The sequence below is a fragment of the Allobosea spartocytisi genome (genome assembly GCF_014764685.1).
Classification (GTDB): Bacteria; Pseudomonadota; Alphaproteobacteria; order Rhizobiales; family Beijerinckiaceae; genus Allobosea; species Allobosea spartocytisi.
Window position 1 is genome coordinate 32,012 of the sequence record NZ_JACXWY010000002.1, and the last position, 14,669, is coordinate 46,680.

15 protein-coding genes and 2 pseudogenes are annotated in these 14,669 nt (G+C 63.1%); 13 read left to right on the forward strand and 4 right to left on the reverse strand.

What is annotated here, in order from left to right:
• Positions 1-50: 50 nt before the first annotated feature.
• Positions 51-971 (reverse strand): DUF72 domain-containing protein, encoded by a 921-nt coding sequence (locus IED13_RS03020; protein WP_191123583.1) that lies wholly within the window; start codon positions 969-971, stop codon positions 51-53.
• A 112-nt stretch (positions 972-1,083) separates the two neighbouring features.
• Here IED13_RS03020 and IED13_RS03025 point away from each other — a divergent pair, with 112 nt between their 5' ends.
• Entirely contained in the window at positions 1,084-1,251 is a 168-nt protein-coding gene (locus tag IED13_RS03025) for a hypothetical protein (protein ID WP_162720168.1), read from the forward strand.
• Positions 1,252-1,338: 87 nt separating this feature from the next.
• Positions 1,339-2,055 (forward strand): Crp/Fnr family transcriptional regulator, encoded by a 717-nt coding sequence (locus IED13_RS03030; protein ID WP_191123341.1) that lies wholly within the window; start codon positions 1,339-1,341, stop codon positions 2,053-2,055.
• On the opposite strand, the pseudogene IED13_RS03035 reads toward IED13_RS03030, so the two are convergent.
• A pseudogene (locus tag IED13_RS03035) lies at positions 2,028-2,600 on the reverse strand (UdgX family uracil-DNA binding protein); the annotation flags it as partial. The gene IED13_RS03030 and the pseudogene IED13_RS03035 overlap by 28 nt on opposite strands.
• Before the next feature lie 46 nt (positions 2,601-2,646).
• On the opposite strand from IED13_RS03035, the gene IED13_RS03040 reads away from it, so the two are divergent.
• Entirely contained in the window at positions 2,647-2,898 is a 252-nt protein-coding gene (locus IED13_RS03040) for a hypothetical protein (protein ID WP_191123343.1), read from the forward strand.
• Between the two features lie 12 nt (positions 2,899-2,910).
• On the opposite strand, the gene IED13_RS03045 is transcribed toward IED13_RS03040, so the two are convergent.
• The gene (locus tag IED13_RS03045) at positions 2,911-3,780 is read right to left on the reverse strand and encodes a hypothetical protein (protein ID WP_133561468.1); all 870 of its coding nucleotides are present in this window, start codon (positions 3,778-3,780) and stop codon (positions 2,911-2,913) included.
• Between the two features lie 247 nt (positions 3,781-4,027).
• Here IED13_RS03045 and IED13_RS03050 point away from each other — a divergent pair, with 247 nt between their 5' ends.
• Positions 4,028-4,216 carry a hypothetical protein gene (locus IED13_RS03050; protein WP_191123344.1) on the forward strand — a complete coding sequence of 63 codons (189 nt, stop codon included), beginning with the start codon at positions 4,028-4,030 and terminating at the stop codon, positions 4,214-4,216.
• A gap of 188 nt (positions 4,217-4,404) precedes the next feature.
• Here IED13_RS03050 and IED13_RS03055 read toward each other — a convergent pair whose 3' ends face one another.
• Complete coding sequence (locus IED13_RS03055; protein WP_133561464.1) at positions 4,405-4,908, reverse strand: YciE/YciF ferroxidase family protein; 504 nt, start codon at positions 4,906-4,908, stop codon at positions 4,405-4,407.
• A gap of 131 nt (positions 4,909-5,039) precedes the next feature.
• Between IED13_RS03055 and IED13_RS03060 the strand changes: the two are divergent.
• From IED13_RS03060 to IED13_RS03100, 9 genes and pseudogenes are all read left to right on the forward strand, one after another.
• Positions 5,040-5,237, forward strand: a pseudogene (locus IED13_RS03060) (AtzE family amidohydrolase); the annotation flags it as partial.
• A gap of 284 nt (positions 5,238-5,521) precedes the next feature.
• The gene (locus IED13_RS03065; RefSeq protein ID WP_191123345.1) at positions 5,522-6,016 is read left to right on the forward strand and encodes an EamA family transporter; all 495 of its coding nucleotides are present in this window, start codon (positions 5,522-5,524) and stop codon (positions 6,014-6,016) included.
• 607 nt (positions 6,017-6,623) lie between these two features.
• Positions 6,624-8,567, forward strand: a complete 1,944-nt coding sequence (locus IED13_RS03070) for a PrkA family serine protein kinase (RefSeq protein ID WP_038368617.1) — start codon at positions 6,624-6,626, stop codon at positions 8,565-8,567.
• Between the two features lie 19 nt (positions 8,568-8,586).
• Positions 8,587-9,861, forward strand: coding sequence for a YeaH/YhbH family protein (locus IED13_RS03075; protein WP_191123346.1), 1,275 nt, complete (start codon positions 8,587-8,589; stop codon positions 9,859-9,861).
• Positions 9,858-11,405 (forward strand): SpoVR family protein, encoded by a 1,548-nt coding sequence (locus tag IED13_RS03080; protein ID WP_191123347.1) that lies wholly within the window; start codon positions 9,858-9,860, stop codon positions 11,403-11,405. Before IED13_RS03075 ends, IED13_RS03080 begins: the two co-directional genes overlap by 4 nt.
• A 367-nt stretch (positions 11,406-11,772) precedes the next feature.
• Positions 11,773-12,720, forward strand: a complete 948-nt coding sequence (locus tag IED13_RS03085) for a metallophosphoesterase family protein (RefSeq protein WP_191123348.1) — start codon at positions 11,773-11,775, stop codon at positions 12,718-12,720.
• Positions 12,721-12,749: 29 nt separating this feature from the next.
• Entirely contained in the window at positions 12,750-13,094 is a 345-nt protein-coding gene (locus IED13_RS03090) for a cupredoxin domain-containing protein (protein WP_404801878.1), read from the forward strand.
• An 8-nt stretch (positions 13,095-13,102) separates the two neighbouring features.
• Positions 13,103-13,663: a sigma-70 family RNA polymerase sigma factor gene (locus tag IED13_RS03095; protein WP_318652213.1), complete on the forward strand. Its 561-nt coding sequence runs from the start codon at positions 13,103-13,105 to the stop codon at positions 13,661-13,663.
• Between the two features lie 8 nt (positions 13,664-13,671).
• Positions 13,672-14,460, forward strand: a complete 789-nt coding sequence (locus IED13_RS03100) for an anti-sigma factor family protein (RefSeq protein ID WP_248312435.1) — start codon at positions 13,672-13,674, stop codon at positions 14,458-14,460.
• The last annotated feature ends 209 nt before the right edge of the window (positions 14,461-14,669 follow it).

The following is a 14,669-nucleotide window of genomic DNA, read 5'->3' on the forward strand; positions in this document are numbered from 1 at the left end:
GCCGCGTCGAGAGTGCTGCGATTCTATAAGCGGCGGGCAGCTCATCGCTGTCACGCCGCATCGCGTTTTGCCCCTTCCGGCCGGTTGAGCTTCAGCATGTGCATCAAAGTGGCGGCGTCCTGCGGCGCATGACGTTTGTCGGTGTTGTCGAAGAACAGAAAGACGTCGCGCGGCTGATCGGTGGCGTTTTTCGGATCGCCCGCGAAATCGCCGTCTCGCATCGCTTGCCCTGAACGCCAGGCCCGAATGCGCGCAGCCCAGCGCTCGAGGTCAGGTTCGTCGTAACGGGATCGATAGAGTTCCTTGGAGCCGTGCAGCCGGCAATAGACGAAATCAGCGGTCAGATCCATGAGGCGCGGCCAGTCGGCCGTGTCCGCGCAGACCAGCGCAACCCCGTAGCGGCGCAACAGATCGACGAAGACGGGATCGCGAAAGCTGTCATGCCTGATCTCGATCGCATGTCGCAGCGGACGTTTCGCATCGGTTTCGACCCAGGCTCGGCCATCGAGATGCGTGTCGTGCCGACGGGCGAGCGCGGCTGCTTCCTGTGTGTTCTTCGGGAGCAGCTTCAGGAAATCCTCCATGACTGCGGCGTCGAAACCAAAGCTTGGCGGGAATTGCCAGAGTAGCGGCCCGAGTTTGGGGCCGAGACGAAGCAGGCCGGATGCCATGAAGTTGCTCAGCGGCGTTGCGATCTGTCTCAGGCGCAGGACATGGGTGATGTAGCGTGAGCCTTTGATCGCGAACAGGAAATCGTCCGGTACGGCCTGCGCCCAACGCTCGAACACCTCAGGCTTCTGCAGACCGTAGAAGGTGCCGTTGACCTCCAGCGCCGGAAACCGATCGGCCGCGAAGGACAGCTCCCGCTTCTGCACCAGTCCCTTCGGATAGAAATGCCCGCGCCAGGGAGCATAGGTCCAGCCGGACAGTCCGATCCGGATATTCTTCTCCTGCCGGTCCTTCTTCCGCATCGAACGCTGCTCCCGCTGGTGCTGGTTTCCAGCCAACGTCGCGGCGACGGTTTCGTTCGCGGCCAATCAGGGACTGGATTCCGGCACCCTGTGAAGACGGGCGGTTCGCGACATGATCCGGGATGATGGCGGCAGCCGGCCGATCGGCGTCTCGGTCCGCAACCCGCACGGAAAGACTGTCTATGCGCTTCGCCTGGACCTATCCGAAAGCTTCGACCGGACGATTGAACCTATTCGTTTCGCGCTGCGTTTATTCTGCATCGCGAAGCCGCCGGGATGAGCGGCCGAACCGGTTTTGCTACCTAACCCATGTGAGTGCCACCGGGTCTCGTTCCGGTGACGCTGCCGCTTCCCAACGGAGGCGCCTATGAATGCCCGCGATCGGGAAAGCTCCCGAAGCGCCGAGATCGATGAGACGCGGCAACGAAGCCTGGATGTTCTGCTGGCGCCGGTGGCGCGACGTGTCCGCTTCGAGGCCGGTGCTGAGCTTCCGCTCGACGATGCCGTCTATTTCCCGATCGACGGCATCACGACCCTGATGCTTCAGCGCGGGCAGACGAGATTTCAGATCGGCTTCGGCAGCCGCGGCGATGCTATCGGCATCCAGAGGCTGTTCGTTCCGGAGTTCGCGGATATGTCCGCGAAGGTCCTGAAATCCGGCAACTTCATCTGTGTGGCTCCCCAGACCTTGCGGCGTCTCCTGCGCGAGGATGGCGGGTTACGCGCACGGTTGATGTTTCATGCCCTGCGCGCCGCTGGCCGTTACCTCGACGAAGCGGCTCGCACGGTGGCGCTGTCGCTGGAGCGGCGCGTGGCGCATTGGATCAACCGCTGCGGCGAGACCCTGGCCAGCGACATCATTCCGATCACTCATCACGATCTCGCCCATACGCTGGGCGTGCGCCGGTCCGGTGTGACGGTCGCGCTCCATGTCATCGAGGGTGAGCGCCTGATCCGCTTGTCGCGAGCGCGCATCCAGATCATCGACAGCAGGGGGCTTGCCGCCTTTTCACAGTCACGCTCTCCTGACCGGCACCATTCGGCAAATGGCGGATTTCAAGCGGATGCGAGTTTTCGGATCTGACGGAGATCAGCGACAAATGCGTCGTAAGCCTGTGTTCGATCCTTTTCTTGCGGCAGTCGCAACAGGGAGGAGGGGTGAACCGTGATGAAGCCCAGCCGCTCCCCGAAATGGGTCGCGCCGCGATTGCGCGAGATCGGCAAGGCCTTCCCGGCCAAGGCCAGGACGGCGGTTGCACCCAAGGCGACGACGAGATGCGGGTTCACGAAATCCAGCTCCCGCTCGAGCCACCAGCGATAGTGCCTGACCTCGCCGGTTGTCGGCCGCTGGTGTATCCGCCGCTTGCCGCGCTGCTCGAACTTGAAGTGCTTGACGGCATTGGTCAGGTAGCTGGAGCGCCGGTCGATACCGGCTTCGTTGAGGGCCCGGTCGAGCAGTTGGCCGGCAGGGCCGACGAAAGGGCGGCCCTGCCGGTCCTCCTGATCGCCGGGCGGCTCGCCGACGAAGGCGATGGCCGCGCCCTGGAGGCCTTCTCCGAGGACGGCCCGGGTTGCGCCGGGAACGAGCGGGCCGGACGCCGTGATGGCAGCGTTGAGTTCTTCCAGACTCGTAACGTTCCGGATGGTTTCGGAGATTGCTTCATCGGTAGGGGGCATGGGCGATCTCCTGCATCGTGAGGGAAACGCGCCGGGAGCGAAAAGGATCGTCGTCCTCGATCACTCGGGGCCGAGCCGCGATGGACGGGTCGCGATTCCACCAAAGGAGATCGTCATGATGTTCATCGAACAAATTCGGGAGGGTCTTGAGAGCGTGGGGCCGTCCGGAGCAACGCTGACCTGCTGCGATCAGGGTGAGGTGAAAAAGCTTCGGCCCGCCGAGGCGGGCCGAACAAGAGAAATTCCATGATCCAGGGGCCGATCACGGCGTCGGCTCGATCCGAAGGTTCTCGTCCCGATGTTCCCCGCCCAATGTGGCGGCCCACGAGGCGGCTGCAGCTCCGACGAGCAATGCGGCGGCCGTCAGGAACGCCGTCAGAACCGCGATCTTGCGTGCGCGCTCGGCCGCTTGCTTGGCGGTTTCCTTGGCTTGCGACAGCCGGGCATAGGCGTCATCGATGCGCTTCTGCGCATCCTGTTCGCTGATGCCGGAACGCGCGGCCAGCCGCGAGGCGAGATAATCCCGATCGCCCTGTTCGATCTTGCCGTTCGCGAGGGCGCTGACGAAGATCCGGGACGCCTCGTCGCGTTCCTGGGCGGTGGGCGGCTGCTGGCCGTTGGCGCGCATGACGTTGTCGAGCGCCATCGCGAGCGGGTCGGCATTCTGCGACACCAGCGACGCCACGCCCGAGCCGGCGTTCGCGACACCGTTGGCCGCCGTCTTCGCGGCGCCGAACAGCGATGACGTCGCGACGATGGTGATCAGGAGCGCTCCGGTCGCCCAGACGAGGAGGCCATGGATTGCATCGCGCACCCTGCGCTCCTCGCCATTGGCATCGAAGCTCGGCTGGCGCATGCGGCCTGCAAGATAGCCGCCGGCCATCGTGGCGGAGGCCATGACCCAGAGCGCCCAGAGGGCGCCGGCGATTGCCAGCGCCGTGGCGCTGGAGCTCCTTTCGAAATCGGCTGAGACCATCGACAGGCCGATCGCCGAGCCGAAGACCGTCATGATGGTTGAGATGGCGGTCGCGATCACCGCGCCGCCGATGATCGGTCCCCATTGCACATAGGAGCGGTTCTCCTTGTTGACGGTCACGGGAGCGACGACGACGTCCGTTCCAGACATGGACATGGCGAACTCCTATCGAAGGCCGAGGAACGACAGGATGGCCATGATGACCACCACGAGACCGACGAGATAAATGATACTGTCCATGAGCCCCTCCTGCTGATGAGCGAAAGTGACAGGCAAACAGCCGTCGCAGCGGATTGGTTCCTGACGGGCGTACCCGGCCATCCCGCGTCGAGTCGTGAGCGGGCCGGAACTCCCGTGATGGAGGCCCGTTCTCCTTTGGGGGCATTCCAGACAGGAGGCACCCATGCGAGACGGCCAAGGCAACAAGCTCAGCCTTGAAGAACAGCAGCGCGTGAAATCGATCCAGGGCGATCCGGGGACGGAGGCGACCGCGAAGGTCTCGATCAATCCCGATCCCGAAAAAGATACTGGCGATGCCGACAAACCGCGTGTGAAGCCGGACGACAAGCCGGCGGCGGGCGCCGGCGAATAGCTGGTCTTACCGAGCGTCTCGCAAAGCCCGGCGAGCACTGCCCTGTCCTCCGGCGACAGCTCGATACCAAGGCTGAGCTTCCGCAAGAAAAATTCATGCCTTTCCGACGTCAGCCTCAAAACGATCGAGCGCTCAAGTCGTTCCGCCACTGTACGGACCGTACAGTGGCGTCATTGCAGCAGGATCCCTCAGGCCGCTTTTCGATTGATCCCACTGAGCGCAAGTTTCGACAGCTTCTGGTCGGTTGCATCCTCCTCCTCGAGGGTCTGCTGCAGCAGGGAAGCACAATCGTCGCGGCCGAGTTGCTTGGCCCAGGCGACGAGGGTGCCGTAGCGCGTGATCTCGTAGTGCTCGACGGCTTGGGCAGCGGCGATCAGCGCGGCATCCAGTACCTGCTTGTCGGCCACGTCGCCGGCGATATCGCTCGCCTCCTCGAGGATGCCGTCGATTGCGGGGCAGGTGATGCCCTTCTCCTCGACGCCGTGCAGCCGGAAGACCTGCTTCAGACGATCGATATGGCCGTCGGTCTGGCGAAGATGCATCTCGAACCCGCTTTTCAGCTCTGGGCTTGTCGCCTTCTCGATCATGTCGGGAAGCGACTTCCTGATCTGATTTTCGGCATAGTAGACGTCCCGAAGCGTATGGACGAAGAGATCGTCCATCGTGGCGATGTCCTTGGAAAACCAACCCATCATCATCTCCTGATCTGGCGTTGCGTGTCTCCGCCCAACCGGGCTGCGCAGCGCGCGTTCCTGCGCTCCCATCGATTGTTCGATGCCGTACAGAGAGTGCAAAAGGCCAGCGAAACCGAGATTGGGACCGCAATATCGGATTGTTCACGCAGCCGATCTCCTGCGTCGGGCTGCCGGTGGCGGCCGTGCCCGTCTTCGGGGGCTTATTGCCGATCGGCGTTCAGCTCATCGCGGCGCCCTGGCGCGAGGATATTTGCCTGCGCGCAGCCTATGCCGTCGCCCGCGCCCAGGTCGCTTCCGCCCAGCCTCCGCGGCTGGACCATGACTGAATCGCCTGCGCAAGGGATGATCTGACGGCAGCGGATTTTGCAACGGATACTTTGGGTCGCACCGCGGATCGTCGAGCTTGCCGCCGCGAAGCGGACGTTCGCAATGTCCGCAACCGGCCAAAATCGTCGGTCGCTCGTCCGGGCGAGTTGCGCCAATAGCAGACTCTCGCTCTCTGCCGAAAAGCGGACCTCCAGCATAAGTGCGGATGATCTCAGCATCGGGATTATGAATTTCGCTTGGCAATGGGCCTTTGGGATCATCCCTCACGAAAAAGAGGGCATGAATGATGAGCCGCCAGCAGACGTCCGCGATCCTCCTCCTCCTCGTCCTGGCGCTTCAGATCCTGCCTGTCTCGGACGCATTGGCGAAGTCCATGTCCGCGTCCCTTCCGCTGCTGCAGGTGGTCTGGGCCCGGTTTTTCTTTCATTGTCTCGCAACCGGCGCTTATGCCGCATGGCGTTACGGTCCTGAAACGCTCCGGCCCACGGTCTCGACACGTCTCCTGGCACGCAGCGCGTCGCTCTTCGTCGCCGTCGGCCTCTTCTATGTCGCGATCCATTTCATGCCGTTGACCGCGGCGCTGACCTTGTGGTTCGTTGCTCCCTTCCTGCTCACGCTGATGGCGCGGTTCCTTTTCAAGGAAGAGGTGGACGCGGCCCAGTGGCTTGCCATCGCGGCGGGCTTCGCCGGCATCATCATTGCGATCCGGCCGTCGCCCGAGACATGGGAATGGACCTATCTCGTCGGCTTGCTGGCAGGCTTCGGCTATGCGGTCTGAATAGCATTTATTGCACCCGATCGTGAGATCTCCCCGCAACCACACCGATGGCAAGGACGGGATGCGCTACGTCCCGACTGCTGAACGCGTCGCTCAAGCGTGTGCGGACCGATAAGTATAGGCGCTCACCGCGCCTTCCGCGTGCGAGCGGATGGTCACCGCTCCTGTCACGACAAACGCCGAACGGCCATGTCGTAAGCTTAGGCGCCCCACCTCCGGCAGCGTGAGGTCACGAAAAATGTCGTAGCCATTCGACCATTTGAATGGAGGGCTACAGCCCGGCCGACATTACGGCCAGCACAAATTGAAGGCGTCCGGTGCGCTCCATCCCATTGACGGACACCGCACGAATACACACGGCTGGCGCCTTGGCTGTGCTGCGAAGGCACCCACGCCACTTGGACGTTCAGCACAATTTGTTCGCAGATGCGCCGCACAAAACGGTGAGTGCCCACTTTTGCACATTGCGAGAGCCGCGCTTGAGCGCATCCTGTCGATCAATAGCAGATGCTGATTCGCAGTTGACGTGCGCCGTGTTTCGACGATGGGCGTAGCCGATTCTCTGATGCCTGCGTCGAGCCACGGCATAACCATATGCAGAGGGCTCATGTACAACGACTCTTTGTTCAACGCCTTCGCTCGCTCCTACGAGGCGCGCCGCGAAACGGACATGCCGATCGCCGACTACTTGGAAGCCTGCAGAGGCGATCCGATGCTATACGCTAACGCAGCGGAACGCCTGCTGGCGGCCATTGGCGAGCCTCAGATGATCGACACGGCCAAGGATCCTCGCCTTGGCCGTATTTTTTTGAACCGAACCATCCGGACCTATCCGGCCTTTGCCGGCTTCTACGGCATGGAAGAGACGATCGAGCGTATCGTCTCCTTCTTCCGTCACGCCGCGCAGGGCCTGGAGGAACGCAAGCAGATTCTCTACCTGCTCGGCCCGGTCGGCGGCGGCAAGTCGTCCCTCGCCGAACGGCTCAAATCATTGATGGAGGTCCATCCCATCTATGTGCTGAAGGCCGGCGACGAGATCAGCCCGGTCTTCGAAAGTCCCCTGAACCTCTTCGACCCCGGGACGATGGGGCCCATCCTCGAACAGCGCTATGGCATCCCGCAGCGGCGATTGACGGGCCTGATGAGCCCCTGGTGCCTCAAGCGGCTCGAGACGTTCGGCGGCGATATTTCCCGCTTCCAGGTCGTCAAGCTGCAGCCCTCGCGCCTGCGCCAGATCGCCATCGCCAAGACCGAGCCCGGCGACGAGAACAACCAGGACATCTCGTCGCTCGTCGGCAAGGTCGACATCCGCAAGCTCGAGAACTTCTCCCAGAACGACCCCGACGCCTACAGCTATTCGGGCGGCCTCAACCGCGCCAATCAGGGCGTCCTCGAATTCGTCGAGATGTTCAAGGCGCCGATCAAGATGCTGCATCCGCTGCTGACGGCGACGCAGGAGGGCAACTACATCGGCACCGAGAACATCGGCGCCATTCCCTTCTCCGGCGTCATCCTCGCGCACTCCAACGAGGCGGAGTGGCAGAGCTTCAAGAGCAACAAGAACAACGAGGCCTTCATCGACCGAATCTGCGTCATCAAGGTGCCCTACTGTCTGCGGCCAACCGAAGAGCAGAAGATCTATGAGAAGCTGATCGAGGGCTCGGCGCTCAGCAAAGCGCCTTGCGCGCCAGGAACTCTGTCGATGCTCGCGCGGTTCTCGGTTCTCTCGCGGCTGCGCAACCACGAGAACTCGACCTTGTTCGCCAAGATGCGCGCCTATGACGGCGAGAGCCTGCGGGAGACCGACCCGAAAGCCCGCAGCGTCCAGGAATATCGTGACGCCGCCGGCATGGACGAAGGCATGGACGGCATCTCGACGCGCTTTGCCTTCAAGGTCCTGGCGGCAACCTTCAACCACGACACGATCGAGCTCGGCGCCGACCCGGTGCATCTGATGTATGTGCTGGAACAGGCCATCCGCCGCGAGCAGCTGCCCGACGAGACCGAGAAGCGCTATCTCGAATTCATCAAGGCCGAGCTTGCTCCGCGCTATGCGGAGTTCATCGGGCACGAGGTTCAGAAAGCCTATCTCGAATCCTATGCGGATTACGGGCAGAACCTGTTCGACCGCTATGTCGACTATGCCGACGCCTGGATCGAGGATGTCGACTTCAAGGATTCCGACACCGGCCAGTTGCTCGACCGCGAACTCCTCAACCAGGAGCTGACCAAGATCGAGAAGCCGGCGGGAATCGCCAATCCGAAGGATTTCCGCAACGAGATCGTCAAGTTCTGCCTGCGCTCGCGGGCGAGCAATGGCGGCAAGAATCCATCCTGGACCGGCTATGAGAAGATCCGCGAAGTCATCGAGAAGCGGATGTTCTCACAGGTCGAGGACCTGCTGCCAGTCATCTCCTTCGGCTCGAAGAAGGACGGCGAGAGCGAGAAGAAACATGGCGAGTTCGTCTCGCGCATGGTGGAGCGTGGTTATACCGAACGCCAGGTCCGGCGTTTGATCGAATGGTACATGCGCGTGAAGCAGGCTGGCTGAGCCAGGCGCGGGAGCCATCATGAACATTGTCGACCGACGCCTGAACCCACGCGGCAAGGCTCTCGAGAATCGTCAGCGTTTTCTGCGCCGGGCCAAGGGCGTCGTACAACAGGCGGTGAAGCAGTCGCTGCAGAGCCGCAATATCCGGGACGTGCTGGACGGCGGAGAAGTCAGCATCCCGCTGGACGGGATGGAGGAGCCAAGCCTTCGTCGGGGGAGCGGGGGCACGCATGACCGTGTGCTGCCCGGCAACAAGACCTTCATCGAAGGCGATGTGCTGCCGCGCTCGGGAGGAGGCGGCAGCGGCAAGCCCGACAAGGCCGGCGAGGGAACAGGCGAGGACGCCTTCCGCTTCGTCCTGACCCGCGAGGAGTTTCTCAACGTCTTCCTCGACGACCTGGAGCTGCCCGATCTCGCCAAGCGGCGGCTCACCGAGACCGAGCATGAAAGCCCCGTTCGCGCCGGCTACTCGGTCTCGGGCTCGCCGGCCAATATCGCGGTCAACCGCACGACGCGGCTTGCGATGATGCGCCGGATGGCGCTTCGCCGCCCGAACCCCGAGGCGATCGCGCGGCTGGAGGCGGAGATCGCCGCCTGTGAAGAGGACGGGTTGCGCCTGGTGCTCGAAGACAAGGTCAAGGCGCTCGAAGCCAAGGTGCGGCGCATTCCCTATATCGACCCCGTCGATGTCCGCTACCGCCGCTACGAGAACGAGCCGAAGCCGGTCGCGCAGGCCGTGATGTTTTGCCTGATGGATGTGTCCAGCTCCATGACGGAGCACATGAAGGACCTCGCCAAGCGGTTCTACATGCTGCTCTACATCTTCCTGTCGCAGCGCTACCGCCATGTCGACCTTGTCTTCATCCGTCACACGGACCGGGCCGAGGAGGTGGATGAGGAGACCTTCTTCCACAGCCCCGCGACGGGCGGGACGCTGGTCTCGAGCGCGCTCGAGGCGATGCGCTCGGTCATCGCGAAGCGCTATTCGCCGGAGGACTGGAACATCTACGCCGCCCAGGCCTCGGACGGCGACAATTCCTATTCAGACGAGGCGGCCACCGAGCGCTTGCTGACGGAGGCGATCCTGCCGGTCAGCCAGTATTTCGCCTATCTGGAGGTCGGCGACGCCGATCGCGGGTCTTCGTCCCAATCTGCGTTGTGGAAGCTCTACGACAAGCTGCGCACGGAGGGCGCGCCGCTCTCGATCCGCAGGGTCGGCCATCGCGGCGAGATCTTCCCGGTCTTTCGCGAGCTCTTTCAACGCGGTCAGGGACGCGAAAGGGTCGCGTCATGAGCGTTGCCCCGATGGAGCGGCTCTTCGACGGGGCGGACTGGAACTTCGCCACGCTGCAGCGCATCCACGACGCCTGCGAGCAGATCGCGCTCGGCGAGCTCGGCCTCGACGTCTACCCCAACCAGATCGAGGTGATTACGGCCGAGCAGATGCTCGACGCCTATTCGTCGACCGGCATGCCGCTGTTCTACAAGCACTGGTCGTTCGGCAAACATTTCGCCCATCACGAGGCGTTGTACCGCAAGGGACTGAGGGATCTCGCCTACGAGATCGTTATCAACAGTTCGCCCTGCGTCTCCTACCTGATGGAGGAGAACACGGCGACGATGCAGACGCTCGTCATCGCGCATGCCGCCTTCGGCCATAACCACTTCTTCAAGAACAACTACCTGTTCAAGACCTGGACCGATGCCGAGGGCATTCTCGACTATCTCGACTTCGCCAAAGGCTATATCGCGCGTTGCGAGGAGCGCTACGGTCAGGTCGCCGTCGAGCGGACGCTGGACGCGGCCCATGCCCTGATGTCCCACGGCGTCCACCGCCATCCCGGCAAGAGCAAGCTCGACCTGCGCCAAGAGGAACAGCGCGAGCGGGACCGCCGCGCCCATGAGGAGCAGATCTTCAACGACCTCTGGCGTACCGTGCCGGCGGGCCCGAGCAAGAGCATCTCCAATATCAGTCTCGAGCGACGGCGCACCGCGCTCGGCCTGCCGCAGGATAACCTTCTGTACTTCCTAGAAAAATCGGCTCCGCGGCTGCATGCTTGGCAGCGCGAAATCCTGCGGATCGTTCGCCAAATCGCGCAGTATTTTCACCCTCAGCGCCAAACCAAGGTGATGAACGAGGGCACCGCGACCTATGTCCACTACCGCATCATGACGCGGCTCCATGAGCTCGGGGCAATCAGCGACGGGAACTTCCTCGAGTTCCTCAGGTCGCATTCCAACGTCGTGTTCCAGCCGGCCTATGACGATCCGAGATTCCCGGGCTTCAACCCCTACGCGCTCGGCTTCGCGATGATGCAGGACATCGAGAGGATCGTCACCGCGCCCGAGCAGGAGGATCGCGAGTGGTTTCCGGAGATTGCCGGGAACGGCGACGCGATGGCCGTCCTGCGCGACGTCTGGGCAAATTACCGCGACGAGAGCTTCATCAGCCAGTTCCTCAGCCCGCATTTAATGCGGCAGATGCGGGTGTTCAGCCTCTGCGACGACCCGGCTCAAACCGAGGGCGTGGTGATCTCGGCGATCCATGACGAGCGCGGCTATCGCCGCATTCGGCGCCAGCTCGCCCGCGAATACGATGTCAGCTGGACCGATCCCAATATTGAGATCGTCGATGTCGACCTCGCCGGCGATCGGCGCCTGCTCCTGCGCCACAGCGTCGTGAACGGCTGCCTGCTCCAGGACAAGGCCGCTGCGCAGGTGCTACAGTCTATCGCGGATCTGTGGAGCTACGATGTGCGGCTTCAGGAGGTCGATTCCTTGGAAACGGTGCTCAAAGAGCATGTGGCCAGCCCGCGCGCGATGGTCCGTGCAGCTTGACGAATTCGCATGCCGAATTCTTGAGAGACCAGAAGTCTAATGTCGATGCTCGCGCGGACTATGTCAATGCAGACGCAGGCGGCCGGGGCCAACCGCGGCAGCGCGCAAATGCCAGAAGAATTTCTTCGAGAGGCAGCTCTGGCTCTGAGGCTCGATCATTCAGCCCAGCGCCAAGTTCATTGTTTTCAAACGCGGAAACCGGCGCTGTGCCCAGGAACGGACCTCCGGAACGCCGCAACGACACGACCGAGAGCAAGCTGACCTCATCACGCCCCTGTGAACATGTGATGCGGCACGGACGGGAATAAACCCGCCGCTCTGCCGATCTCCTCAGCATCTGCCACTGGCGGCGACGCAGGAGATCGACATGACCCAGCACGGTAACGATGACGAGCGTATCGGCCGCCGGCACGCCCTCGAGTGCATGATCTGGGCGGGTACCGGCGTCCTCTGGAAGGTTTCGGGCGGCGTGCCCGTGTCGCTCGGTCTGCTCGGCGAGGCCAGCGCAGCCGAGGCGGCGACGGGGTTCACGTTCCTGCAGATCTCGGACAGCCATATCGGTTTCGACAAGGCAGCCAACCCGCACGCCATCGACACGTTGAAGGAAGCCGTCGGCAAGGTTCGAGCCTTGCCCGAAAAGCCCTCCTTCATGATCCACACCGGCGACATCACCCATCTGTCTACGGCTGCGCAGTTCGACACAGCCGGGCAGATCATCGGCGGCGCCGGATACGACGTGCACTATGTGCCCGGAGAGCACGATATCATCGACGAGAACAACGGGCGCGCCTATCTCGATCGCTACGGCGCGGGTACCAAGGGCGCGGGCTGGTATTCCTTCGACCAGAACGGCGTGCATTTCATCGGCTTGGTCAATGTCGTCAATCTCAAGGCCGGGGGCCTCGGCAATCTCGGGGCAGACCAGCTCGCTTGGCTGGCCGACGACCTCAAAGCCGTCGGCGCCTCGACGCCGATCGTCGTCTTCGCCCATATCCCGCTCTGGGCGGTCTACCCGGAATGGGGCTGGGGCACCGACGATGCGGCGCAGGCGTTGGCTCTGCTCAAGCGCTTCGGCTCGGTCACCGTGCTCAACGGCCACATTCACCAGATCATGCAGAAGGTGGAGGGCAACGTTACTTTCCACACGGCCCTTTCGACCGCTTTCCCGCAGCCTGCACCCGGCACCGCGCCATCACCGGGACCGATGACCGTGCCGGCTGGCCAGCTGCGCTCTCTTCTCGGCATCACCCAGGTCGCGGTGAAGCGAGGTAAGGAGGAGCTCGCGATCATCGACAGCACCCTCTCAGGCCCCTGAACCGCGCGGCGCATAGAAGGATGCCTCCCATGATCCGCATAAACGTCAGCCCCCGACCGCTTGCCCTAGCCCTTGTCTGTCTCGGCATCGTCGTTATGGCGCAGGCCCCTCTGCGGGCCGCGGATGCCGCGCGCGTCAAGATCGACAACTTCACCTTTGCCCCTAAGGTGCTCACGGTGAAGGCCGGGGCGACTGTGACCTTCCAGAACGACGACGACATTCCCCATGTCGTCGTGGCGAATGACGGCTCGTTCCGGTCCAAGGCGCTCGACACCGGGGATTCCTACGTCTTTACCTTCACGAAACCGGGTGATTTTCCGTATTTCTGCGCGCTTCATCCGCATATGCAAGGTACCATCACCGTCACTCCGTGAGATGCGTTGTGCCCGGAGAAGCGGATGATGTCGCGGTGTTGACCGGCAAGACCTCGGCGGAACGCTTCAGCGAGGTGGTTCTTCCCCATCTCTCCGATGCGCTGGCGCTTGCCCGCTGGTTGACCGGCAATGCCGATGACGCTGAGGACGTGGTTCAGGAGGCTTGCCTGAAGGCCTATAAGGGACTGGCGACCTATGCGGGCGGTAATGCGCGTGCCTGGCTGCTGACGATCGTGCGCAATGCCTCCTATGCCTGGCTCGCGCGAAATCACCCGCGCCGCATCGTCGCCGTCGGCGACCTCGCCGATCTCGACGCATTGGCCGCCAACGCCGACACGGATGCCGGCACGCCGGAGGCGGCCTTGATCGCCAAGGCGGACGCGGCCGCGTTTGAAACTGCGATCACGCTGCTGCCGCACCCGTTTCGCGAGGTTCTCGTGCTGCGGGACGTCAACGGCCTCGGCTACCGGGAGATCGCGGCGATGCTCCATGTGCCGCTGGGCACCGTGATGTCGCGGCTGTCGCGGGCGCGCGCACTGCTCGCGGCGCAGCTCGGGGGGAGCCGATGAGAAAAAATATGGAATTGCCGTCGGATCCTGCGGACCTTCAGTTGCTGCTTCATGCCCTGGTCGATGGCGAGCTCGACGCCGCCACGACCTTGGCTCTGGAGCGACGACTGGTGGATGATCCGGCGCTCGCGGCCGAGCACGCTCGCATTGCCGCCCTGCAAACTGCCGTTCGCAACCTGCCTCGCCCCGGCGTCAGCGATGCGTTCCAGGCCCGCATCGCTGCGCTGGGCGTTGCCCCCCAAGCGGCGGCACGGCCAGCATCTGCCCACTCCGCTTGGCTTGGCTGGCGCGCCATGGCGGCCTCGATCCTCGTCACCGCTGTTCTGACGAGCGGGCTGACCCAATGGGCGATGACACGCAACGCGCCGGACAGCTTCGCTGCCGCCGTCGCCAGCAGCCATCGCCGCAGCCTGCTGGCCGCAAGCCCGGTGGATGTCGCCTCGTCGGACCGACATACGGTCAAGCCTTGGCTCGACGCCCGCATCGGCCTGTCGCCCGCGGCGCCCGACCTCGCAAAGGATGGCTTTTCGCTCCTGGGCGGCCGTGTCGAGGTGATCACGGACAAGCCGGTTCCGGCTCTCGTCTATAAGCACCGTGAGCATCTGATCACCCTCGTGGCCGCACCACAGGACGGCAGAACCGCCTCCATACCGGCTGGGGCCGAGCGGGCCGCCGGCGGCTTTTCCCTGATCCGCTGGGCCGACGGGGCATTCACTTATTGGGCGATCTCGGACACGGATCGCGCCACTCTTGAAGATTTCGTCAACCGCTTCCGGGAAGCTGCCGCGGCGGGCTGACTTCCGACCCTGAGGATTGTCGCCAGAGGCGGGCGGAAATCGGCGCGGCGATTACTGAATCTTCCCCCAAATTATGTCGCGCTGCGACTCTCAGTCCCAACTAGCGGCCTGCTCTCAAACCTTGGGATTCATATGACTTGTGTCGAGACGGCGATGAATAACGTCACCACCGATTCATATCCGACAGCGCGGCCCGGTCTCTGAGCTAG

What these genes read in the sequence shown, in the direction of transcription:
- IED13_RS03020 (WP_191123583.1), bottom strand. Translation starts at nt 971, where the DNA reads ATGCGGAAGAAGGACCGGCAGGAGAAGAATATCCGGATCGGACTGTCC.
- IED13_RS03025 (WP_162720168.1), top strand. Translation starts at nt 1,084, where the DNA reads ATGATCCGGGATGATGGCGGCAGCCGGCCGATCGGCGTCTCGGTCCGC.
- IED13_RS03030 (WP_191123341.1), top strand. Translation starts at nt 1,339, where the DNA reads ATGAATGCCCGCGATCGGGAAAGCTCCCGAAGCGCCGAGATCGATGAG.
- IED13_RS03040 (WP_191123343.1), top strand. Translation starts at nt 2,647, where the DNA reads ATGGGCGATCTCCTGCATCGTGAGGGAAACGCGCCGGGAGCGAAAAGG.
- IED13_RS03045 (WP_133561468.1), bottom strand. Translation starts at nt 3,780, where the DNA reads ATGTCCATGTCTGGAACGGACGTCGTCGTCGCTCCCGTGACCGTCAAC.
- IED13_RS03050 (WP_191123344.1), top strand. Translation starts at nt 4,028, where the DNA reads ATGCGAGACGGCCAAGGCAACAAGCTCAGCCTTGAAGAACAGCAGCGC.
- IED13_RS03055 (WP_133561464.1), bottom strand. Translation starts at nt 4,908, where the DNA reads ATGGGTTGGTTTTCCAAGGACATCGCCACGATGGACGATCTCTTCGTC.
- IED13_RS03065 (WP_191123345.1), top strand. Translation starts at nt 5,522, where the DNA reads ATGATGAGCCGCCAGCAGACGTCCGCGATCCTCCTCCTCCTCGTCCTG.
- IED13_RS03070 (WP_038368617.1), top strand. Translation starts at nt 6,624, where the DNA reads ATGTACAACGACTCTTTGTTCAACGCCTTCGCTCGCTCCTACGAGGCG.
- IED13_RS03075 (WP_191123346.1), top strand. Translation starts at nt 8,587, where the DNA reads ATGAACATTGTCGACCGACGCCTGAACCCACGCGGCAAGGCTCTCGAG.
- IED13_RS03080 (WP_191123347.1), top strand. Translation starts at nt 9,858, where the DNA reads ATGAGCGTTGCCCCGATGGAGCGGCTCTTCGACGGGGCGGACTGGAAC.
- IED13_RS03085 (WP_191123348.1), top strand. Translation starts at nt 11,773, where the DNA reads ATGACCCAGCACGGTAACGATGACGAGCGTATCGGCCGCCGGCACGCC.
- IED13_RS03090 (WP_404801878.1), top strand. Translation starts at nt 12,750, where the DNA reads ATGATCCGCATAAACGTCAGCCCCCGACCGCTTGCCCTAGCCCTTGTC.
- IED13_RS03100 (WP_248312435.1), top strand. Translation starts at nt 13,672, where the DNA reads ATGGAATTGCCGTCGGATCCTGCGGACCTTCAGTTGCTGCTTCATGCC.